15 protein-coding genes, 1 tRNA gene and 2 pseudogenes are annotated in these 21,839 nt (G+C 61.3%); 9 read left to right on the top strand and 9 right to left on the bottom strand.

The features are described from left to right. Positions 1–24 precede the first annotated feature (24 nt). Entirely contained in the window at positions 25–324 is a 300-nt protein-coding gene (locus MTX19_RS31385; RefSeq protein WP_280980737.1) for a hypothetical protein, read from the top strand. 151 nt (positions 325–475) lie between these two features. On the opposite strand, the gene MTX19_RS31380 is transcribed toward MTX19_RS31385, so the two are convergent. The 3 genes from MTX19_RS31380 to MTX19_RS31370 all read right to left on the bottom strand — a co-directional run bounded on the left by MTX19_RS31380 (position 476) and on the right by MTX19_RS31370 (position 2,433). After that, positions 476–1,807 (bottom strand): MFS transporter, encoded by a 1,332-nt coding sequence (locus tag MTX19_RS31380; RefSeq protein ID WP_280980736.1) that lies wholly within the window; start codon positions 1,805–1,807, stop codon positions 476–478. A 154-nt stretch (positions 1,808–1,961) separates the two neighbouring features. After that, on the bottom strand, positions 1,962–2,258 hold the full coding sequence (locus MTX19_RS31375) for a hypothetical protein (RefSeq protein WP_280980735.1): 297 nt from the start codon (positions 2,256–2,258) through the stop codon (positions 1,962–1,964). Next, a complete protein-coding gene (locus tag MTX19_RS31370) occupies positions 2,245–2,433 on the bottom strand; it encodes a hypothetical protein (protein WP_280980734.1) in 189 nt (62 codons plus the stop codon). The genes MTX19_RS31375 and MTX19_RS31370 overlap by 14 nt, the downstream gene beginning before the upstream one ends. A 572-nt stretch (positions 2,434–3,005) precedes the next feature. Between MTX19_RS31370 and MTX19_RS31365 the strand changes: the two genes are divergently transcribed. Then, positions 3,006–4,748 (top strand): L-tyrosine/L-tryptophan isonitrile synthase family protein, encoded by a 1,743-nt coding sequence (locus MTX19_RS31365; RefSeq protein ID WP_280980733.1) that lies wholly within the window; start codon positions 3,006–3,008, stop codon positions 4,746–4,748. 30 nt (positions 4,749–4,778) lie between these two features. Here MTX19_RS31365 and MTX19_RS31360 read toward each other — a convergent pair. Continuing rightward, positions 4,779–5,210, bottom strand: a pseudogene (locus MTX19_RS31360) (transposase); the annotation flags it as partial. A gap of 265 nt (positions 5,211–5,475) precedes the next feature. On the opposite strand from MTX19_RS31360, the gene MTX19_RS31355 reads away from it, so the two are divergent. Next, a tRNA-Glu gene (locus tag MTX19_RS31355) sits at positions 5,476–5,550 on the top strand. A gap of 426 nt (positions 5,551–5,976) precedes the next feature. Here MTX19_RS31355 and MTX19_RS31350 read toward each other — a convergent pair. Together MTX19_RS31350 and MTX19_RS31345 are read right to left on the bottom strand one after the other, a co-directional pair. Next, complete coding sequence (locus MTX19_RS31350) at positions 5,977–7,467, bottom strand: carbohydrate porin (protein WP_280980732.1); 1,491 nt, start codon at positions 7,465–7,467, stop codon at positions 5,977–5,979. A 47-nt stretch (positions 7,468–7,514) separates the two neighbouring features. After that, positions 7,515–9,185, bottom strand: coding sequence for a PQQ-binding-like beta-propeller repeat protein (locus MTX19_RS31345; protein WP_280980731.1), 1,671 nt, complete (start codon positions 9,183–9,185; stop codon positions 7,515–7,517). A 919-nt stretch (positions 9,186–10,104) separates the two neighbouring features. Here MTX19_RS31345 and MTX19_RS31340 point away from each other — a divergent pair. Beyond that, entirely contained in the window at positions 10,105–11,034 is a 930-nt protein-coding gene (locus tag MTX19_RS31340; RefSeq protein ID WP_280980730.1) for a LysR family transcriptional regulator, read from the top strand. 1,453 nt (positions 11,035–12,487) lie between these two features. Here the strand turns inward: MTX19_RS31340 and MTX19_RS31335 are convergent. The 3 genes and pseudogenes from MTX19_RS31335 to MTX19_RS31325 form a co-directional block, all read right to left on the bottom strand. Further along, the gene (locus tag MTX19_RS31335) at positions 12,488–12,646 is read right to left on the bottom strand and encodes a hypothetical protein (protein ID WP_280980729.1); all 159 of its coding nucleotides are present in this window, start codon (positions 12,644–12,646) and stop codon (positions 12,488–12,490) included. 913 nt (positions 12,647–13,559) lie between these two features. Beyond that, a complete protein-coding gene (locus MTX19_RS31330; RefSeq protein ID WP_280980728.1) occupies positions 13,560–13,700 on the bottom strand; it encodes a hypothetical protein in 141 nt (46 codons plus the stop codon). A 1,212-nt stretch (positions 13,701–14,912) separates the two neighbouring features. Then, positions 14,913–15,059, bottom strand: a pseudogene (locus tag MTX19_RS31325) (transposase); the annotation flags it as partial. 328 nt (positions 15,060–15,387) lie between these two features. On the opposite strand from MTX19_RS31325, the gene MTX19_RS31320 reads away from it, so the two are divergent. The 5 genes from MTX19_RS31320 to MTX19_RS31295 all read left to right on the top strand — a co-directional run bounded on the left by MTX19_RS31320 (position 15,388) and on the right by MTX19_RS31295 (position 21,611). Continuing rightward, positions 15,388–16,590, top strand: coding sequence for a cytochrome P450 (locus MTX19_RS31320; protein ID WP_280980727.1), 1,203 nt, complete (start codon positions 15,388–15,390; stop codon positions 16,588–16,590). Positions 16,591–16,685: 95 nt separating this feature from the next. Beyond that, positions 16,686–18,284: a cytochrome P450 gene (locus MTX19_RS39380; RefSeq protein ID WP_348638230.1), complete on the top strand. Its 1,599-nt coding sequence runs from the start codon at positions 16,686–16,688 to the stop codon at positions 18,282–18,284. Continuing rightward, on the top strand, positions 18,271–19,116 hold the full coding sequence (locus MTX19_RS31305; protein ID WP_280980726.1) for an SDR family oxidoreductase: 846 nt from the start codon (positions 18,271–18,273) through the stop codon (positions 19,114–19,116). Before MTX19_RS39380 ends, MTX19_RS31305 begins: the two co-directional genes overlap by 14 nt. Further along, entirely contained in the window at positions 19,116–20,459 is a 1,344-nt protein-coding gene (locus MTX19_RS31300; protein ID WP_280980725.1) for a cytochrome P450, read from the top strand. Before MTX19_RS31305 ends, MTX19_RS31300 begins: the two co-directional genes overlap by 1 nt. A 153-nt stretch (positions 20,460–20,612) precedes the next feature. Beyond that, positions 20,613–21,611: a polyprenyl synthetase family protein gene (locus tag MTX19_RS31295; RefSeq protein ID WP_280986148.1), complete on the top strand. Its 999-nt coding sequence runs from the start codon at positions 20,613–20,615 to the stop codon at positions 21,609–21,611. Positions 21,612–21,839: the final 228 nt, after the last annotated feature.

Raw genomic sequence — 21,839 nt, 5'->3', positions numbered from 1 at the left:
CACGCCTTCAACTTGCGAGCTCACGTGGAGCAGCGCTTTGGCCATCCGGATGGATGGGTTGAAGCAAAATATGCGCAGGAGCTTCTTGATTGTTCCGCTTCGTCCTTGCCTGACGAATGCCGGTCGCAGCATCGATCACATCAACGACATGGGCAGGCACAGGTGACTTATTCTGCCCGGCAAGGGCGCTTCTGGCGCTGCACGGCAAGAAACCGCCGTGATGCGGCAACCATCGCGGGGCTTGCCATCGCTTTTCCAAGTGCCGACGACCATCCGTCAGCACAAAACGAAAAGCTTGAGAGCCAACCAAAATCTCAACACTAAGACGCGATTCAACGCCTGATTTCCCGTAAAAATGAATGAATGCTTCACCAAGACATCTGTTCCCCTTCTCTCAACACGATCACTCGTCGCGGACGACGCGACGGGGCGCGCAATATGAGCCGGAAGAGACCCCTGATCACATCGTTCAGCGCTATGACGGGCTTCGCTTATTCGCGGCGCTCAGAATTTTCGGCGGTGCGGTCTCGGGCATCATGAGCATGGCAAACAGCCCGGATGCGCTGGCGACAAGCATATACCAGGCGGGCGCCAGCGCGTTCCCGGTCAGGTGGATCAGCCAGGCGACGACAGGTTGAGCTGTGCCTCCGAAGATCGCGATCGCAATAGCGTAGATCGTCGCGAAGGCGCCGCCGCGAATAGTCTTGGGCAAACCTTCGACCATGCTGACATAGAAGGCGCTGTACGGAATCGTTCCGATGAGCGTGAGCGCGCCGAGCCCTCCGAGAAGTGCGGCGGCACTGCGGCTCTCTGCGATCCACAAGAACACCGGGTAGGTCATCAGCAACGCAGCGATCTGCGGCCATATCATGATGTGCCTGCGTCCGAATCGATCCGTAAGCCAACCGCCCAGCAGCGCAGCAACAATTCCCACCGCATTGCTGATAAGCGTGGTGGCAAAGGCGAGAGGCGCAGACACTTGCAGGGTGTTCAGCGCATAGGTGGTCATATATTCCGTGACGTAGGTGATAATCGTGCAGCTGGCCAAAATGACGAATCCCAAGCTCATGAGCCGGCGAGCGGCAGACGATTTCCTTCCAGGCTGGACGGTGGGAGGCGGGGCTTCGGGGCGATGTAACGTTTCGGGCAGGGCGCTCCGCAACCAAAGTCCGAACGGCAGCATACCGGCGCCGAGCAAAAGCGCGATCCGCCACCCGTACGCATGCAGTGCCTCACTTGTCATGGTGAGGGAGAGTATTTCTCCAACCAACGCTCCGGCCGTGGCAGCTATCTGTTGGCTGGCAGGCTGAAACGAGACAGCAAGACCGCGGGCTTTGGCCGGGGCTGCTTCCATCAAATAGGCGGTCGTCGGACCGACTTCACCGCCCAGCGCAAAGCCCTGCACCAAACGAGCAAAAATGGCCAGTAACGGAGCGGCAATTCCTATTGTCCCGTACGAGGGCGTGAGCGCCAACACTAGGATCGCCGCGCTCATCATGGCAAAGCTGACCGTCATCACGGGCCGGCGGCCGGCCCGGTCCGAGTACGAGCCGAGCACGATGGCCCCGATCGGTCTGGTCACAAAACCCGCGCCGAACGTTGCAAGCGACAACATGAGGCTGGCGAACGAGTCGCTTGCCGGGAAGAACGCCTGGCCGATCTGGATCGCGAAAAAGCTATATGTGCCGAAGTCGTAGAATTCCAGAATATTGCCGATGGTTGCTCCCCACACGGCGCGGCCGGTCAAGCGTTCGTCTGCCGGAACGAGGACCGGCTCCGGCTTCTCCCGAGTAAATTGCTTAGCCATCCACGATCCGTCTGAAGCCCGATCACCGGCCGAACATTTCGTCCAGTCAGGTCGGGGGCGTTGCATTTTGCTTGCTCTACACGTCGTCTCGCTCAAGGCGGCCGGGCCCGGGTTCCAGCGCGCTACATCTGGCTGACGCATGCCAGGACGAAGCTCACGGCGATGAGTGCAACAAAAATGCCTGGCTCTTGTCCCATTCAAACGTTGAACCGATCGCGGCGATCACCAGCAAAGATGAATAGGCAACGCGCTGCAATTGTCGGGCGGGGCAGTCGTTGTGCTCCGGTGCAATGGCGGGTTTGCGACAACATTGGCGGGCGACGAACAGGCAGCGCCTGTTTTCACGCAGAAGGGCCGCCGCGTGGTTGCTGCGTTCAGCTGGTTGCGCGCGGGCTAACGCATCAGGCGATTTGGCCCAGCTTTTGCTCCGCTGCTTGTTAGTTGCGCGCAACCGCCTGCTTGGTCGGGTTGGTCCGCTGGGCAATGCAGGGTCTGTGTGCGGTCAAAAGACAATAGGAGCTCGCATTGTTGCCGGTGCCATGAAAACGATCAACCTCGCCCGGCGCCGCAGGGATCAGGCGATAATGCTCGGTCAGGCTCGGCGGTTCGCAAGTGGCAAGCGTCATGCGCCAGGGATCGAGCTCCGAGGATGTTGAAATCAAAGTTGCGAGCAATGAGGGACGCGCCTTTGTGAGTGGATTTGGTTTCATCACGGCCGACCCAAGGGAAATAGCCTTCCTTCGTATGTTCTGCCGTCAGGTCTGGCCGCCAAGACGAGCGGCCGACGTCTGAGCCGGTGCGGGAAATCCGCGCGCCACGTTTTATGGGAAGCGCGAGCGGGCGACCGCGTCGGCGACCCGGTTTCTTGAACCTTGTTGTACAACGAAGAGCGGCCCCATGGAGCGATCGGCAACTGACCGCCGATTTGCTGCAGAGCCACGTCGTCGCAACCAGCCCGCCAACGTGGTGCGAGACGCAATAATCTAGTTTTAAGCGGTCGAAGCTTCGGTCTCGCTGCAGCTCAGGCTGGACTCAAACTTCACCTGGAGGAAGCACTCGGGGGCCGGTCACTGGAGACAAAGGCCGGCGATGGTCTTCCCCAAAGCGGCCAATGTGGACGCATGGCTGCATGACTTAAACCAAATTGCCTCCGGCAAACCCGGAGCGGTTCACTCGGTTGTTAGGTACAGATCCCAGGATGTTCCGGAAAATCGAATACAATACTGATGCGCTCGGCGGCACGTTTGAGCGTTTGACGCGAATTGAAGCCCTCGGCGGTAGCGAAGACTCTAATGCTGAATCTGTGAAGATCGATGCCAAGGTGTTCGAGCGCACAATGATAAGGTCATTGCAGCGTGCCGGAGACCAGCTGGTAACCAATCTTTCGTCAAAGGCAGTGAATCGCGTCCTGCGGAATGAGCGCTTGGGCGAGATTGGTCCCGCGGCGCTGATTTCTGAAGTGGTGACCGAAAAGTCGATTCGAAAAGGTTTTATCAGCGAGGCGGGCCGATACGAGCGATGCTGCCAAATCTCTCATGCAATTAAACAAAATGGTGAGGTAGAGTTCGCAATTTTGCTTCTCCCATTTCGCACGTCGACGCCGTTGAAGAACCGTGGAACACTTCCCGACATGGGAGAGTTTTATACTCTGATATTGCTCTACAGCTTGTCACGTGCGTGCCACGTCGCGCAGATGAAGATGGCCAAGCTGATCGAAGATGTTGCCAAGCGGGTAGGAGACGGCGCCCGCGAATGCGCTCAATCCACTGCGGCAGACGAGACGTGCGGCATAAAGCATCTCCTTAAAGCAGCCATCCAGGAATGTGAGAAGCTTATTAAAAACCCTAAAGAATGCGCCGCGACTCGAAAGCTGCTTCGGAAGGCCGCAGCGAATCCTCCGGGCCTTCAGGTAAACCATGAACCCACTTTTGTTCGTCTGCTCGTCGAGCTTGCGGTATCGTCCATTCCAATACGCAGTTGGTTCTCGTTCAAAGACGCTCCTGTAATACCGGTGCGAATTCTTGCATGTCGTGATGCCGGGCGCTATCCGTGCTTCGACACAGTTTCGTTGGAACAAATCGCTGCATATCGCGCAGTCCTATCTGATGCGTTAGAGGCATTCTCCGTTGATCAACGATTCTTCCGTCTTGTTGACTACGCGGAAATTAAGAAAAGCGTGCAAGACACATCTGGTCACAAAGAGGCCATGCGCTACTACGCCAAACGCAAAGCTGCTTTCCTATCTGATGTAGAGCGAATTCTACCTGCTATATGGTCGGCGCGCGGACGCGATGAAATGCACAAGGAACTATCCGAGATTGATCCGGAGGGAGTGTTAAGGCCTCTCTTCGAGCCAATTTTATTTTCTCTCGAACATTCTTGTATATCTGATGCTGCGCGCCAAACCGGGCTGGACGAGAAGCGGCTCTACGTCGAAGCCATGCAGACAATATACTTGCCTCAGGATGATGAGAAGCTTGAGCGATTGCGTCGGCAGTTAATTGAGGAATCTTTGCGGGGAGCCATTTTATATTGCTCGGCATATGAGGCCAATACAGGTTCGAAAAATCCGGTAGGCTTCGATGATGTCGCCGCGGTGTTTCCGAATGCACTGCGTATGTCAATCCACCAAAAACCGGAATCTTCTGGTCATTTTACCATTCACGTGAGTCCAACGAGGAAGCGCACCCCTTGGCACGGCACGGCCACCCTTACGACCGGCCGAACCCCAGATGAGATCTGTATCGCAATTGATTTAGCGGAGTACCTCGAATTAACAGGTGCACGCGGCGTGGTCGTGTATGGAAATGAAGGAGGCTTGCTTGCTCGCCACATCCGCGCCAGGCAGCCTGTCGTTTACCTATCTCCAACGATCTCTGCATCCGACGCTCAAGCGCTCGTGGAGCTCTTAGAGAGCGCGTCCCTTGTTGCGAGTGGGTGACAAGGTAAGTGTACTGAAGCGAATCTGGGATTTACCGTTGAAGGATTCGATGAGGGCATTGTCGGTCGGCTTGCCGGGCCGTGAGAAGTCCAGTGGCCGCGCCGGTAGGCCCATAGAAGATCGCGCGACGCGAACTCGCTGCCTTGATCGACGCGGATCGTCGCCGGGAAGCTCACCTCCTTACAGGCCCGTTCCAGCACCCCCACGATGGCGGCCCGCGGAAGGTGACCCGCGGCGCCAGCGCCGTTGAGAACCGCGAGAAGAGGCTTGCCGTTATCCTGCTCAAGATATCTCAAGCGCAGCATCTGCCTCGGCAGCAGTCAGCCATACTTCTCCTTCCAATTGAAGTAGGTCAGCCTGGCTGATCTCGACCTTGCGGCAGATCTCCGCAACAGGAACATCTTGGTTTCACGGCTTCAGGATGAACGCGTTTTGCGCGTCCGAGAACTTCGCGGCCATCATCGTCTTTTCCTCCCCGCCGAGGGGATTTGGCAGCGAAAACTCTAGCCAAAGATGGTGCGGTTTGCCGGCCTCAGATCAAAACCATCGCGACGCTGCTGGATGAAAGTTCAGTGGCAAGTCACCGCTATTAAGGTACGGACGACTATTTTAAGCATCTTCTAGTGAAGCCAGCGGTCAGCGCATTCAAATATACACGTACTGGGCCTGAAAAGGCCCATGCGGGCTTCTTCGATCCATCGGCGCGGCATTGTATGATCCAACGTATGCTCCCTTTGTCTACCGATCAGGATATCGCCCTTTCAAGGTGAGGAAACGGGTTCGACTCCCGCAGGGAGCGCCATTCACGGGCCAGCAGCCAAGCTGGTCAAGGCATCGGATTTGATTCCGACATCGCAGGTTCGAGTCCTGCTGCGCCTGCCGAGCAAAGGCGCTACGGGTCGATATGCGCCAGGTCAAGGCGCGGCCCGGTTGGTGCTCGGCCTGGTTGCTCGCTCCAATGGCCTCGCCTGTGATGGCTATGGTCTAACGATTCACTTCGCGTGCAATGCCGGCGACTTGGCTGGCCGCATCAAGGCCGCGCACTTGCAGAACTGACTTGGCGATATCGAGATAATTGTCGAATCGACTGGATCGCCGGCTCCTTCCGAATCGTGGCGAGCCTTAAGCGGCGGCGCTGTCCTGCCGGTGGATGAGTCTTTACAACATCAAGAGCGGACCAGGCCGGCTCCGGATCTGGACCAACCAAAGCCTCCCATCCGAGGATGGATCAAAAGTCCGCCGCGACTTTGAGCCCGACCAGGAAAGCATTGCGAACGGCGTTCGTGCCACCGGGACGGATGAAATATTCAAGCTCAGGCTGGATAAGAAGGCCGGGTATAGGAGAGATCCCGTAATTGGCCTCCAGCACCATGGCGTATTGCTGCACGCCTAAGGCTCCGCCAGCGAGCGGCGAGCCGAGCATCGCCTGGATGCGCTGGGTGTCGGTCAACTTCTTGCTGACGTCATAGTAGGAAATGCCGAACGCGATTTGATCGGTCGGACGCGCAGGCCAAAAGCCGCGATCGATGATGCCGGCCCAGGCAAAGTTGTTGAACAGCGTCGTATCGGACTCGTTGTGCGCGAAGGTGGCGAGCAGAATAAGCCCGTCATTCGGGTTCGGGCCATTCCTAAAGATCATCTGATCCACGGACGCCCAGAACTGGGCGCGACCTCGGTGGGGAGCGCCTGGAAGACCCGTCAATGCAAGCGGCTGCCCGATCACGTCGAAGAAGTTATCCCGGTAGGTGGAGGTATCCCAGTTGAAGCCGAGCTTGTAGTGTCCGGGCATCCTGTCCTTGCCAATGATCGGTTCATAGGCGACTTCGACCGGAAAGCTGGCACCGGTGGTGCCTTGCAAGGTCCAGTCCCAGCCACTATGGCCGCCCTGGGTGAAGGGTTCAGCGGCAGTCGGGAAAGGCTGCGACTGGAAGGCTCCCACCATCACGTAGGTATCTTCCGTGGGGCGGAAGCGGACCCGGGCACCCCACACGTTCATCGGCCAGTCTTCGAAGCCCTGGTTGGCCGTCAGACCCCGATTATGACCGCAGATGGTCAGGGTCATGAAGGTGCAATAAAAGGGCGATGCGTTGTAGTCCGTGCCAGGCGCGAAGCGGCCGAAGGCGATGTTGACGCGGTCGTTGAACAGTTTCTCCTCGCCGTAGAGCCAAACCAGCTTGGCGCCCACCCCAAACCCCGCGCCGTAGATTTCCTGGGCCTGGAGCACGGTGTCGCCGACATAGTCGGCGCTTGCGTTGCGGCCGGCACGGTTGATGAGATACATGTGGGTGACGAGGCCCGGAACGCCCGCGACTTTCTCCCAATCGACGTTCGCCGTAAATCCGATCTGCTGCGCATAGTCGGCGCCAGGCCTCAAGCCGCCTACCGTGTTGTAGACGCTCTCCGACGTGTATGTCAGGGAATAGGTGACGCCGAGATCCTCGAGCTTGGTGCGTAGTCCGCCCCAATCTCCGAAAATGTGAGCGGGAGCCGGCCAGGTTTGCGTGATCTGGGGCTGGCTGGATGTCGGTGTCGGCATCTGCTGTCCGAATGCCGATGGTACCGCTCCCGCCGTCGCCACGATCAGGAACAGAGCGACCGCATAACGACAGGTCCTGATCGTTACCTGTGGCGCGGCGAAGGGGTGCGGCGGGCGTTGGCTCGGTGCTTGGGTGGAGGAGAGCCTCGGACACCGGTTGCTCTCGAAAAGCATCTGCCCCATTTGATCAGCTCCCTGCGCGGACGGAGACGTTGCGCAATCACTTCAGGCTATTTCGGTACTCCCAGGACAACGATCGTGTTCTGACCCTTCGTGCCGTAGGTGAGGTTATTGTCTCCGGCCGCGACGGCGATGAGCTGCCTGCCGCCAGCTTGGTAGGTGATGACACCGCCGCCGATGCCTCCTTTCACATCGGTCTTGTGAATTTCCGCGCCGGTCTTCGCGTCCAGCACTAGTACCTCTCCGGCGATCGTTCCGGTAATAATGAGGTCGCTGGCCGTGGCAACCAGGCCACCAAGTGGAATCGATTTCGTCTTGGCGCGCCAAACGACATTGCCCGTGGTTGGATCGATGGCGTTGACCAAACCAAATGCCTCATCGACCGGATCACGCGTCCCATAATAGTTGGCCCAGCCTAGATACTCCTCGCCTGGCTTGGCGGTGGGCGTCGGTCCCTTGATCGCCTGCGCGCACCAATCGATCCCGTTCATGTACATCAATTTGGTTTCGGGATTGTAGGCTGGTCCGTTCCATTGCACGGCAGCGATCGGGCACAGCCGTATGCCGCTGCCCCTGGGCACAGGGCCTGTCGTGTTCTGATAACGCGTCACCAGCGGAGCCCCTACCTTCAGCTCGCCCGTGGTCCGGTCAACGATGTGAACCACGCCGTCCTTACCTGCTGCCATTGCCAGCTTACTGCCGTCGGCGGCGTCAATGGCTGCGGTGACAGCCGTATCCCAATCCCGATCATCGGGCGCAAGCAACTGATGCCACCATTTCAGCTCTCCGGTTCGAGCATCGAGTGCGACCAGTGAATTCGTGAAGAGGTTGGTGCCAGGCCGGGAATCATCGTCGAAGTCCGGCCCTGGATTACCGATCGGCAGTAACAGCAGACCGGCAGCTGAATCGAGCGCAAACGTCGTCCAGAGCGAACCTCCGCCATGCTCGATGCTTGCCGGATTCTTCCACGTTTCTGATCCCTTCTCGCCAGGCGAGGGGATGACGTGGAAGCTCCATATCATGTGACCGTCGTCAGCGCCAAAAGCCATCATCTCGCCGCGGATACCACGGTCTGCACCGGCCTTTCCCATGAAAACGATATCGTTCCAGACGAGCGGCGCAGCCGTTGCGTATTCGCCGTTCACTGCATCCATGATCTGTTGATCCCACAGCAATGCGCCTGTCTTCGCATCCAGCGCGATCAGATGGCCATCGGGCGTGCCACGAATGACGCGGCCGCCGGCGATCGCTGGCCCCTTGTTGTTCGACACGAGCACATGACTACCCTTGTGGTGGTACTCCCACTTCTTCGCGCACGTCGCCGCGTCGATTGCGACGGTGGTCGGCCCGGTCGTCGTGTACAACAGGCCGTCGTAGACGATCGGCCCGCTCTGAAAAGAGCCGGTTTCTCCGATGTCAAAGGAGCAGACCTCCCTGAGATTGCGAATGTTGAGCGGGTTAATCTCCGACAATGTCGAAAAGCGAGTTCCCATATAGCCTTTGTTGTCAGTGAGCCAGTTGACGGAGTCCGCATCGGCGCGATCCAACTCCGCTTGGGTGGGGCCCTGTGTGGTCGGCTGCGCCGAGAACGCAGGATCGGTGCTGACGCATAGCGCCATTAGGCTCGTCACCAGGGGTATCAGCAGCGCCCGCGGTCCCGCCAAAGCCTGGCAAGAGCTGGTTGAAAGAAAAGCGCGGTGCAGCAAGCGATGCATCATCATTTCGTCTCCACCATTGCAATTCTGGTCGCCACTTTTTTAATGAATTGGATTGGGCTGCCTCGCGCCGCTTTGGCCTCCGCAGCATCAGAACACTTATGCCCGACTCCCTTCCTGTCTGCGTCGGGGCTCGACTGCCAGATTATGCCGCAGTGAGTCTCCTTTTCCTGCTTTCGGCTTCGGGCTGACAACAGCTTCCACGTTTGACATCCCTAAATCTCGGCAGGCCTCTATCCGTTGAAATCCTTTTCGGGATCCGAGCCTCGAAGACATCAATAAAGTCGGGAACAGTCTTCTTGTGTGCCCAGTCGCACTGAAGTTCGTAGAAGAGCTGCATTTACTGACGAGCTGAGCGCCGGCCGGCTCTACGCGCCGAAGCGCCGCTTCGTGAGCTGGGATGGAGGCACCTCCGACGGCGTCGGCGACAACATAGATGAATGCTGAATTCTGTGACCTGAGAAGATGATGCTTCTGAGAGCCTCGGAGAGGTTCGCTGCTCATTTCCCTTCCCCCCCCGCTCGCGGAGCGATGCTGGACAGCATAGCTGAGCGCTACCGCGCAAATATCAGCGCCCTCCAGGGTGCGGACGGAAGTTCTATTTCTCGAACTCGGTGTTCTGGCTGGTCGAACACTCATCTGAGGATAGCGCATTCCCAATATGACGCTCCGCGCAGATGGGGATTACTAAGTGTCGACGGAAGCCGCCTGCGCTCGGTCACGCAGAGACGCGCGACCTGCTCGAACGTCCCTCGACCCGGGACAGTCCATCACCCATTTGTTTGTTCGGCGAAAGGACGACTGCAATGCGCATGGTTCGATCCTTCTTGGCTGCTTGCTCAGAAGGAGGATTCAAGCCATGCCCCAGTTTAACGCGAAAGCGCATTTGCTTCACAAACGTGGTCGCATTCGCTACGATTGAACAATGAAGTGGCGCTTCGATGATATCGTTACGTTTGTGCAGGTGATGCAAGCGGGAAGCATCACTGCCGCTGCCGATCGCATGAACCTGTCGAAATCGGTGATCAGCAAGCGCATTAGTGACTTGGAAGCCGCCTTGGATGTCGAGCTGTTTCAGCGTTCGACGCGCCAGCTGCGACCTACGGACAACGGTGGAGCTTTCTTCGAACGAATGGTCCCCCTCTTACATGAGATCAGCGAAACGGCAGAGAGCTTGTCAGAGCGCGGCGTGAGCTCCTTGCGCGGACAGTTGCGCATCACGACGCCAATGTCTTTCGGGATAATGTATCTTGGGCCAGTGATTGCCGAGTTTGCGCGGCGCCATCCAGACCTCGAACTCGCGATCGACTACGAGGATCGTCACGTTGACTTGGTCCGTGGAGGCTACGATCTTGGCATCCGAATAGGGGATATGCGGGACTCAAGCCTAAAAGCACGTAAGCTGGGTGAGTGTGCGCGAGTGGTCTGTTGCAGTCCAAGCTACGCGAATCAACATGGCCTTCCGAAGCGCGCTGCCGAACTGGCCGAGCATATTTGTATTGACTACGCCTATGTCCACGCCAAACGGTTCTGGCGCTTCGAACGTGATGGCAAGAAGGGGCGGCGGGCGATCTCATTGCCAATCCGGTCCCGCATTATTGCAAATAATGGCGACGCAATCAGAGACATGGCGATTGCCGGCTTGGGGATCGCATCGCTTCCGGCGTTTCTGGCGGCGGAACCTTTGCGGCAAGGCACATTGGTTCCAGCTCTGCCGGATGCTGTCCAGGCGCCATATACGATCTCCGCGGTTTATCCGGCAACACGTCACGTAGCTCCCAAAGTGCGCTTCTTTATTGATTACCTCCTGGAGTTCTTCCTCCCGCCACTGCCTTGGGAGAGGGATACAGAATAGCTCGCGAGCTCTCCGTTGCTGATGCGGTGCACCGCCTTGTCCAGCATCGCGTGGACGACGATCGACGCCGGTCTTCAACCGCAGCTTCGGTTTCTGGCACCTCAATCTATCGCCACTGCGGCGTGTTGGTCGGGAGCCAGACGGCGCGTGTGACATCGGCGCGGAATTGTTCCTCGAGCTCGGCTACCGGAGTTTCGGTGTCTTCGAAGACGTCATGCCACCCACGCGGCGGGCCTTCCGCCGATAGCCCGGCGTGCTCGACCATTTCCGGCGACATCCTCAAGGTAAACGAAGTAGGGTTCACTGTGTATTTGCGTAGCTACTGCGCGTGTTTTCCCTTCGCGAACTCGCGAGCCCCGTCGATTACATCTGTCATTTTTCGATTACCTTCGCGGCCCGTGTGCCGCGCGCCAAAGACCTCGACGCGTCATCCTCAAGCAATTCCCCCATTTCCATCATGCGATTGCGCCAACCGTGCCACAACGACCGGCCGCGGTTCGCTCCCGGCGCCGGAGTTCCGCGCTCGTCCGAATGCGGGGTCACGCTCGCAGGACAGATCCAGCTCAAGCTCAACCTGAGATTCCTCTTCCCGATATCCTTGAGGTCGCTTGCCGCGGCGAGCATCTGCGCGGCGACCGACAATCGATGGAGGATATCTCGTCCTCCGAACTGTATTGATTGCACTATAGTTTGACGACGGCGGCGGGAGGGCCGCGGTCAACGGCCACGGATCGGCGCGAAATGTATGGCTCTCCCGGCCTCGTTGGGGTCTCGCCCGAGGAAGAGTCGGGTGGGGCCCTGAACGGCCCGTAGAATTCGGTAACCAGCAGCAGGTAGAGGCCCGGGAATCCTATCAGCAATGCCTTCGCGAATCCGCCAAAGGCCTTGGCGCCAACCTTCGATCAGGTGGGCTGCCTCGTCAGCCTCTCCTTTACGTGTTCGGCTTGCTCCATCGTCAGCTTCTCAGCGAAGTTGCCGTCCTTTAGTAGCGCGGGCCCCTTGCGCTGCCGATCATAAACCATCCAGCCAATGGTTCCTTGCCGGACGAGGAAACGAGCCTGCAGAGGTGCTGCGTGATCCAAGATGGTCCTCATTTTTGCGGGCGCAAGTTTCGACCCGGCAGAGGCATTACCGGGGGCCCAGGATGTACGTTTCCCAAATCGCGGCGTAAACTCCGCGGCGCTGGGTCTTGTTCCTAAAGCATCATCAGAGGAAACGGAGCGCTGGTTGGCCGAGACGCCGTGAGCTCAATGGGGGATCGCTCCGCTTGCGCCCGTAGGTCGACGGAATTTACCCAGCTGCAGTCACGATGTTAGAGAACCCTGTAGAAAATGGGAGGGCTCGTGATCGTGGTGCAGCTCGTCCTTTTCATCGCAGCGGGCGCATTTCTGTTCGGCTTGACTGGGTATCTCTCTAAAGATCAGATCGCGAGCAGGCGTTGATCGAGGTTTTCTCAGGTCGCTCTGACGATAACAGGATACTCGACTGCGACGCCTTCAGGAGCGTGCTCCTCAAGCCAATGCTCGGCGGCCTCATTGGAGGCAAATACTTTGAGATATTCGCCATCCCCAATTTGCTTGTTTATATCTACGTAGATCCAGACCGTTTTCATTGGTCTCTCTCGCGGTTGGTCAGCCTGTACTAGAGTCGACAGGCCAAAAGTGCCAACTCCCAAACGACCCCCGGCGGATAGAGCGCCAAGGGTCGCCAGCCTGTTGGGGACAGGTCTTCTCCCGGCTGGGTTGGGGCAATAGAACCGGGAGTGAGGAATCGACTCCGTAAGCGCAACGATGTTCCAAATCGGGTCGCGTAAATAGGAACGAGCCCTCACGAGGAATGTTCTTTCAGCGGCCGGTCGAGGGTCAATTCTGGCCTTTCCCAATTGCCATCAGGCGTGATGCCAACAATGGACGAAGGGCTGAAACACTACGTGGCCTTCGCAGTCGACGCAGCGGGCGTAGCGCGCGCGACTTACGAATTTAACAGCCTGGACGATACGGAGGCGCGAAGGCGAGCCGAAACATATTTGGCGACCCACGATATCATTGAGCTTTGGCGCGATCACAGGCGCATCGCTCGCCTTCAGCGCGCAACTTAGCTGTGAAACGGGACATAGCACTGATCGTGCTCTGGTTGCTCGCGCTGTATGCCGTGATTTGGTTTGGATGGGACTTACCACGAGCGGCGCCTCGGCTGGCGCCCCACGGGAGCGCGAGTTCGAAGCCCGTTTGAGTGTCAACCCTGCCAATGCAGGAACGCTGCCCAGATCTTTCCGTTGACCGCTTTGACTTGCTGGAGAGCCCTCCATGCACGACTACTTTCGCAATGCCGAGCTTTGGTTAGCTGCGGTGGTCGGCTTTGCGCCGGCGATTCTGATCGCCGCCCTGATGATCGTATCGCTGCTCCAACCGCAGTTTCCCGGCTGACTGTCGAGAGGTGGCTTAGCCCAAGATGCCCTTGGCGAAGTCGATCACCTCGTTCCAATCCAGACGGGTATCAACCCATCCGATCTTGCTGCAGGCGCTTCACTTGAGGCGCGCCGAGATGTCGTACCAATCCCAGTTGAGGAGGTCGGCGAGGTTCAGCCGCCCGCTGTGATGCTGGCGGCTGACGCAATAGACCAGCACCGCCCTGAAGGCGCAGTTTCGATCGACGGACCAGACCAATATCGGAGATAATGAGCGAGCTTGCGGCGCTGCTCGATTGCTTCGGCGGGTGCGGACAGCTTGCAAATTATCAATCTCTTGAGGCTGCGCCGGTCTGCTGCGCTTCGTGGGTGTTGATAACTGCGCCTTCAGTCACAGGAGTCGCTTACTTTTTCTGCAGCTGGCGCAGTTCTTCAATCCTGGCGCCGTGACCGGCTGCCTCAGCTGCGTTCGGGGCCACAGCCTCAGCCCGACACCGCGTTTCGGGCGGGATGCCGCATACGCGACCTATTTCAGCCCAGCCGACGCATTTGCCACTCGGGCCACGATATCCGGGGCCGCCACGTTCTCCGCACTCTGCGACTGCCGGTCCTGCAAGACAAAGCAGTATTGCAATGGTGACGAGGAGCCGAGCGGTCACGACGCGACGTCCAACTCGATGCTGATTTTCATCAAAGAGCCTCTCCCGCCATCGGCTTAAGCGCAACCATTGGTGAAGAGCAAGCCCGTGGGCGTCCGGGATAGCCAAAAGTAGTGCACGCGAGCCGCCTCTCGCGCATGCTTCCTTCCCGATACAGGGGGCCGTATTCCTGCTCGAAGAACAATTTGACCCCTGGCAGATATCGCCCGTTGTAAGAGTGGATTGGCTCGCAGCAGCCAGGGAAACCAGCAATGGTGGTGTTTGATCGGAGGCCGGAAATGCGCCTGATCCCCTCATCCCAGAAAGATACGCCGCCGGGCTCGAAATACGTTGTCCCGACGGCGCCCTGTTTCAAAGCTGGACGTGCAATTCCAGCAGCGAGAGATCAGCAAGGGATATGCCACGCGCTAACTTCGCCTGACGTGCGGGCTGGCGGGCCAGAACGTTTGCTTGCGTCCGGCTGGAACGAAGTCCCCCGCGAGTGCACTCTCGGAGCGCACCAGCATCTGCAAAAGAAGGCCTGACATTTACCTAGTCGCGCGTCGGGCCTTTGACTTGCAGAGTGCGCAAAAGGTCGCCGGCTTGAAATGCGTGCGAACGGGGTCGGCTCTGACCCAGGCGACGCAATTCCCCTGGCGACGATAGGTTTACTGCCGAGGTCGGGGGCTCAGCCGGCCATTTAGAGCGTTTCACGTTTTGATAGAAGCCTATTCTGAATTTTGGAAATAGTTGCTGCATTCGTTGGGCTGGATAGTTGAGACAAGGCCGCCGATATGGCGGCAAATATCGTCGATCGTGAGCTTCTAGGGGGAGCGCATCCAGTGCTTGACCTTGGCGAGGGTCTCTTCGATCGGATTGAGGCCTGGCGAGTATGGCGGCAGGTACCAGAGTCTGGCGCCGGCGGCTTTGATCAGGCTGCGCAGGACAGCAGACTTGTGGCTGCCGAGGTTGTCTGAGAGGGCAGCCAGATCGGTTGCGGAGCCAGACCGTAGCCGCAACCGGTCGCGCGGACGCTGCTGGGGTACCATTGAACAGAGCAGACCAGCGGCAGCATCTCGGGCACGCGCGTAAAGCGAAGATCAAGGACGTCTGCGACATCCAGGCGTTAGGGGCTACTACAAGATTCGGTAGATGACTAAGGCCAACTTGAGGCCCTAGGGTCCGGCCGCCTTCCCCGCCGATCATCATCGACGAACAGAAGTGAGCGCAATCGCACCTCAAGCCGCTGCCCGGAGCGTCTGCCGGTCGCCTTCCGCGCTTCCATCGCTTGGAGAGTGAAGCGCCACCATGCCCGAACAACCCTTGCCGACGCTGCCGATGTGGCGCGTCGATCACATCGAGCCCTCGCCCGAGATGTTGGCGCTATGCGCCAACGGTCCGATCCACCGCGTGCGTTTCCCGTCCGGGCACGAAGGCTGGTGGGTGACGGGCTACGACGAGGCCGAGGCGGCGCTATCCGACGCTGCGTTCCGGCCGGCGGGAATGCCGCCGGCGGCATTCACCCCGGATTCGGTGATTCTCGGTTCGCCGGGGTGGCTGGTCTCGCACGAGGGGAGCGAGCATGTCCGGTTGCGCACGATCGTGGCGCCGGCCTTCAGCAGCCACAGGGTGAAGTTGATCGCGCAGCAGGTCGAGGCGATCGCCGCGCAGTTGTTCGAGACGTTGGCGGCCCAGCGCCAGCCCGCGGACCTGCGGCGCCACGTCTCCTTTCCGCTTCCGGCCATGGTCATCAGCGCGCTGATGGGCGTGCCCTACGAGGATCACGCCTTTTTCGCCGGGCTGTCCGACGAGGTGATGACGCATCAGCATGAAAGCGGCCCGCGCAGGGCATCGCGCTTGGCCTGGGACGAACTGCGCGCCTATATTCGCGGCAAGATGCGGGACAAGCGCCAGGATCCGGGCGACAATCTACTGACGGATCTGCTCACCGCGGTCGACCAGGGCAAGGCAACCGAGGAAGAAGCGATCGGCCTGGCGGCGGGCATGCTTGTGGCGGGGCACGAGAGCACCGTCGCGCAGATCGAATTCGGCCTGCTGGCCATGTTCCGCCATCCGCAACAGCGCGAACGCCTGGTCGGCGATCCGTCCCTGGTGGACAAGGCGGTGGAGGAAATCCTGCGCATGTACCCGCCGGGCGCGGGCTGGGACGGCATCATGCGCTATCCGAGGACCGACGTGACCATCGCGGGCGTGCATATTCCCGCGGAGAGCAAGGTACTGGTCGGTCTGCCGGCAACGTCGTTCGATCGGCGCCATTTCGACGACCCGCAAATCTTCGACATCGGACGCGAAGGAAAGCCGCACCTGGCGTTCTCCTACGGGCCGCACTCCTGCATCGGCGAGGCGCTGGCGAGGCTGGAACTCAAAGCGGTGTTCGGTTCGATCTTCCAGCGCTTTCCCGCGCTGCGCCTAGCCGTGGCGCCCGAAGAACTGAAGTTGCGCAAGGAGATCATCACTGGCGGGTTCGAGGAGTTCCCGGTGCTCTGGTGATGCGCGGAAGCCGCTCGGGGATTGCGATCTTCTCAGCAATTTGCCGGCGCGCCCGCCGTGCGCCGGTCAGATCAGCCAGCCGACAGGTAACCAAGATGGACGTGCAAGAAACCACGGCACCATGCTCCGACGCCTTCGCCGAACTGGCGTCGCCAGCGTGCATCCGCGATCCGTATCCGTTCATGCGGTGGTTGCGCGAGCACGATCCGGTGCATCGCGCGGCATCGGGCCTCTTTCTGTTGAGCCGCCACGCCGACATCTACTGGGCACTCAAGGCCACGGGCGATGCGTTTCGGGGACCGGCGCCGGGCGAACTGGCGCGCTATTTCCCGCGTGCGGCGACCAGCCTGTCGCTCAATCTGCTGGCCTCCACGCTAGCGATGAAGGACCCACCGACGCATACGCGTCTGCGCCGGCTGATCTCGCGCGATTTCACCATGAGCCAGATCGACAACCTGCGGCCGAGCATCGCGCGCATCGTCACAGCGCGCCTGGACGGCATGGCGCCCGTGCTGGAGCGCGGGGAGGCGGTAGACCTGCATCGGGAATTCGCGCTGGCCTTGCCGATGCTGGTCTTCGCCGAACTGTTCGGCATGCCCCAGGACGACATGTTCGCCCTCGCCGCCGGCATCGGCACCATTCTGGAAGGCCTGAGCCCGCACGCCTGCGATCCCCAGCTCGCCGCGGCGGATGCGGCCAGTGCCACAGTGAAGGCCTACTTCGGCGGCCTCATACAGCGCAAGCGCACCGATCCCCGCCACGACATCGTGTCGATGTTGATCGGTGCACACGACGATGATGCCGACATGCTGTCGGATGCGGAGTTGATCAGCATGTTGTGGGGCATGCTGCTGGGCGGCTTCGCCACCACTGCTGCGACCATCGACCATGCGGTCCTGGCCATGCTGGCGTATCCCGAACAGCGGCACTGGCTGCGGGGAGACGCTGCGGGGGTGAAGGCGTTCGTCGAAGAAGTCCTGCGCTGCGATCCGCCCGCCATGTTCAGCTCCATTCCCCGTATCGCCCAGCGCGACATCGAACTGGGGGGCGTGGTGATCCCGAAGAACGCGGACGTGCGCGTGCTGATCGCGTCCGGCAACCGCGACCCGGACGCCTTCGCCGATCCCGACCGCTTCGATCCGGCGCGGTTCTACGGCACCAGTCCTGGCATGTCGACCGATGGGAAGATCATGCTGAGCTTCGGCCACGGCATCCACTTCTGCCTTGGTGCGCAACTGGCCCGGGTGCAGTTGGCCGAGAGCTTGCCGCGGATTGAGGCGCGCTTTCCCACGCTGGCATTGGCCGAGCAGCCGACCCGGGAGCCGTCCGCGTTCCTTAGGACGTTCCGCGGGCTGCCGGTGCGGCTGCGTGCGCAGGGGACTGAGATGTGCGTCGTGGTCGACCAGGATCTGTGCGGAACCAGCGGGCAGTGTGTGCTGACGCTGCCGGGCACCTTTCGCCAGCGCGAACCGGACGGCGTGGCCGAAGTGTGCGGGGCGACAGTCCCGCAGGCGCTGCACGCCGCCGTGCGGCTCGCAGCCAGCCAGTGCCCGGTTGCCGCCATTCGGGTCATCGAAAGCGATGCTGGCGATGACGAGCGCACCAGCGCCGACAGTGTGTCTTCCGCGGCGGAGGCCGAGCAGCATGCCGCGAAAGACCAACGCAATCCGGGAGGACACGATGGGACGGTTTGAAGGCAAGGTGGCCGTGGTGACCGGCGCCGGCGCCGGCATCGGCAAGGCATGCGCCCTCGCCATCGCGCGTGAGGGCGGCAGAGTGGTGGTCGCCGACATTGATGGCTCGGCGGCCATTGCCTGCACCGCGCAAATCGCGGCCGAAGCGGGCCACGCGCTCGCCCTGGCGATCGACATCGCCGATGCGCAGGCGGTGGCAGCGCTGTTCGAGACGGCGGAGCGGCACTTCACTGGGGTCGACCTGCTGGTGAACAACGCGAGCGCCATGCATCTGACGCCGTGCGACGGCGCGATCCTCGACCTGGACCTGGCGGTTTGGGATCAGACCATGGCGACCAATCTGCGCGGCACGTTGCTCTGCTGCCGGCAGGCCATCCCACGGATGATCGCCCGGGGCGGCGGCGCGATCGTCAACATGTCGTCGTGCCAGGGGCTCAGCGGTGACACCGCGCAGACCTCCTACGCCGCGTCGAAGGCGGCGATGAACATGCTATCGGCCTCGCTCGCCACCCAGTACGGTCATGCGCAGATCCGCTGCAACGCGGTTGCGCCGGGTCTCATCATGACCGAGCGTCTCCTCGCCAAGCTGGACGAGTGCATGCAACGGCATCTGCGCCGGCACCAGCTCCTGCCGCGCGTCGGCCGCCCTGAGGACGTGGCAGCGCTGGTGGCGTTCCTGCTCTCCGACGATGCTGCGTTCATCACCGGCCAGGTCGTGTGCATCGACGGCGGCATGCTGGCGCATGTGCCGACGTACGCCGACGGTGGCAACAGCCGCGCCGCGCGGCCTTCCGACGAGACCGCCGAAGCGGCCGCCTCGCCGCGCTGCTGATGAACATGCTGCTCAACCCGCTGAACCGTCGGCATCGGCTGCGGCACGACATCCCGCTCGTGCCCGGCGCTTTCCCCTTGGTCGGGCATCTTCCCGCCATCGTCTGCGACCTGCCGCGCCTGCTGCGGCACGCGGAACGGACGCTGGGCAGCCACTTCTGGCTGGATTTCGGCCCTGCCGGACAGCTGATGACCTGTCTTGATCCGGATGCTTTCGCACTGCTCCGGCACAAGGACGTGTCCTCGGCGCTGATCGAAGAGATCGCGCCCGAATTGTTTGGCGGAACGTTGGTCACCCAGGACGGCGGCGCGCACCGGCAGGCGCGCGATGCGATCCAGGCGGCGTTCCTGCCCCCGGGGCTGACCCAGGCCGGCATCGGCGAGCTGCTCGCACCTGTCATCCAGGCGCGGGTGCAGAGGTGGCGCGACCGCGGCGACGTAACCATCCTGCGCGAAACCGGCGATCTGATGCTCAAGCTCATCTTCAGCCTCATGGGAATCACCGCGCAGGATCTGCCGGGATGGCGTCGCAAGTACCGGCAACTGCTGCAGTTGATCGTCGCGCCCCCGGTCGACCTGCCCGGACTGCCCTTGCGGCGCGGCCGCGCCGCCCGCGACTGGATCGATGCGCGGTTGCGTGAGTTCGTCCGCGACGCGCGCGAACATGCCGCGCGCACCGGATTGATCACCGACATGGTGAGCGCCTTCGATCGCAGCGACGATGCGCTCTCCGATGATGTCCTGGTCGCCAATATCCGCTTGCTGTTGCTTGGTGGTCACGACACCACCGCCTCGACGATGGCTTGGATGGTGATCGAGCTGGCGCGGCAGCCTCTTCTGTGGGACGCCCTGGTCGAGGAGGCGCAGCGGGTGGGCGCGGTGCCGACCCGGCACGCGGACCTGGCGCAGTGTCCGGTCGCCGAGGCGCTGTTCCGCGAGACGCTGCGCCTGCATCCGGCGACGCCGCTCCTGGTGCGTCGCGCACGGCGTGAATTGCAACTCGGCGAGCGGCGCATTCCCGCGGCCACCGATCTGTGCATCCCGCTGCTGCATTTCTCGACCTCCGCGCTGCTGCACGAGGCGCCTGATCAGTTTCGGCTGGCGCGGTGGCTGCAACGCACGGAGCCGATCCGGCCGGTGGACATGATGCAGTTCGGTACCGGCCCCCATGTCTGCATCGGCTACCACCTGGCGTGGCTGGAACTGGTGCAGTTTTGCACCGCCTTGGCGCTGACCATGCACGAGGCCGGGGTGCGGCCGCGGTTGCTGAGCGACGCCGAAAAAGGCCGGCGCTATTACCCGACCGCACATCCGTCCATGACTGTCCGCATCGGATTCTCATGAGCTGGCATCGCATGCGCGTGTGGCGAGGCAGCGGCGCCGATGCGGCGCGGCATTGCCGCATTCGGCGCGCGCGCTCGGTGCGACGCCGACAACACCGCGTCGGCTCGCCGCCCGCCATGGCGGTCTCCTGTCAGGGACAAGGACATGAGCAACATGCAGACCGGCTCTACGCCACAGGACGACAGAACTGGTGATTCCGCGCTCGGCGGATGGGGCGCGCAGGCGTGCGTCGCATCCGGCGGGCTGCTGCCCGAGATCTGGATGCGGGACGGCGCAAAGCGGGTCGAACAGGTGCTGGCGCGTCTTCTCTGCGCCGAACATGATGGCAAGACCGAGCTGATGGCGGCGATGCGCTACGCCACCTTGCATGGCGGCAAGCGCACCCGCGCCTTGCTCTGTCTGGCTGCCGGCGCACTGGCCGACACGCCGGCGCACATGCTCGACGACGTCGGCGCCGCCATCGAGATGATGCACGCCTGTACCCTGGTCCACGACGATCTGCCCGCGATGGACGACGACGTGCTTCGTCGCGGCCTTCCGACCGTGCACGTCAAGTTCGGCGAAGCTACCGCGATCCTGGTCGGCGATGCGCTGCAGGCGCACGCCTTCCTGACCCTGGCGAGCCTGGATGCGCCGGGCGACAAGACTATCGCGCTCGTGCGCGAACTGGCGCAGGCGGTGTCCGCCGAGGGTGCCGCAGGCGGGCAGGCCATGGATCTGTCGCTGGTTGGACAGCACGTGGAGCTGGACAGGATCGTGGCGATGCACCGGATGAAGAGCGGAGCGCTCGTGCGAGCGTCCGTCCGCATGGGCGCTCTATGCGCCGTCGCGGAGGATGCCGCGCACGCCGCGCTGTATTGTGCGCTCGATCGCTACAGCGCCTGTTTCGGCCTGGCGTTGCAGGTGATCGACGACATTCTCGACGTGACAGCGGATACCGCGACGCTGGGCAAGACCCCCGGCAAGGACGCGGCGGCGCAGAAGCCGACCTGCGCGTCGATCATGGGACTTAAGGCAGCTCGCCAGTTCGCGCTGGATTTGTTGCGCGATGCCGGGGAGGCCATCGCGCCGCTGGGGCCGCGTGCGGAACGGTTGGCGCAAATCCTACAGCGGGCCAACGCGTACCTGTTCAAGCACGCGCCATGCGCATGAGCGCGCCCGTCCGCATGGAGCCGCCGCTGTGCCGCTGCGATCGGCCGGCGGCAGCGGTGCATGCGGCACTGTGTCCGAGTCCGCGGCGCCGATCGCAGCGGTTGCCCAGCACGGCCGCGGCGCACGCGGCGCGCTGCGCGCAAGCCTATGCGGCGGAGCGGCGCCGGCATCGGGGCGCATCGCCGTGCCCGCACAGGGCGGCCGTCCGGCGCTGGCTACGCTTCGGGC

Origin of the sequence: Bradyrhizobium sp. ISRA464, from assembly GCF_029910095.1 — a bacterium.
Lineage (GTDB): Bacteria > Pseudomonadota > Alphaproteobacteria > Rhizobiales > Xanthobacteraceae > Bradyrhizobium.
The sequence above is the reverse complement of the archived record's forward strand: the minus strand, read 5'-3'. Positions and strand labels throughout refer to the sequence as shown.

Excerpts from the sequence above, each read along its gene's own strand:
- MTX19_RS31365 (WP_280980733.1), top strand. The coding sequence starts at position 3,006 with ATGTTCCGGAAAATCGAATACAATACTGATGCGCTCGGCGGCACGTTT.
- MTX19_RS31305 (WP_280980726.1), top strand. The coding sequence starts at position 18,271 with ATGGGACGGTTTGAAGGCAAGGTGGCCGTGGTGACCGGCGCCGGCGCC.
- MTX19_RS31380 (WP_280980736.1), bottom strand. The coding sequence starts at position 1,807 with ATGGCTAAGCAATTTACTCGGGAGAAGCCGGAGCCGGTCCTCGTTCCG.
- MTX19_RS31335 (WP_280980729.1), bottom strand. The coding sequence starts at position 12,646 with ATGAAAACGGTCTGGATCTACGTAGATATAAACAAGCAAATTGGGGAT.
- MTX19_RS31295 (WP_280986148.1), top strand. The coding sequence starts at position 20,613 with ATGCAGACCGGCTCTACGCCACAGGACGACAGAACTGGTGATTCCGCG.
- MTX19_RS31300 (WP_280980725.1), top strand. The coding sequence starts at position 19,116 with ATGAACATGCTGCTCAACCCGCTGAACCGTCGGCATCGGCTGCGGCAC.
- MTX19_RS31350 (WP_280980732.1), bottom strand. The coding sequence starts at position 7,467 with ATGGGGCAGATGCTTTTCGAGAGCAACCGGTGTCCGAGGCTCTCCTCC.
- MTX19_RS31320 (WP_280980727.1), top strand. The coding sequence starts at position 15,388 with ATGCCCGAACAACCCTTGCCGACGCTGCCGATGTGGCGCGTCGATCAC.
- MTX19_RS39380 (WP_348638230.1), top strand. The coding sequence starts at position 16,686 with ATGGACGTGCAAGAAACCACGGCACCATGCTCCGACGCCTTCGCCGAA.
- MTX19_RS31340 (WP_280980730.1), top strand. The coding sequence starts at position 10,105 with ATGAAGTGGCGCTTCGATGATATCGTTACGTTTGTGCAGGTGATGCAA.
- MTX19_RS31370 (WP_280980734.1), bottom strand. The coding sequence starts at position 2,433 with ATGACGCTTGCCACTTGCGAACCGCCGAGCCTGACCGAGCATTATCGC.
- MTX19_RS31345 (WP_280980731.1), bottom strand. The coding sequence starts at position 9,185 with ATGATGATGCATCGCTTGCTGCACCGCGCTTTTCTTTCAACCAGCTCT.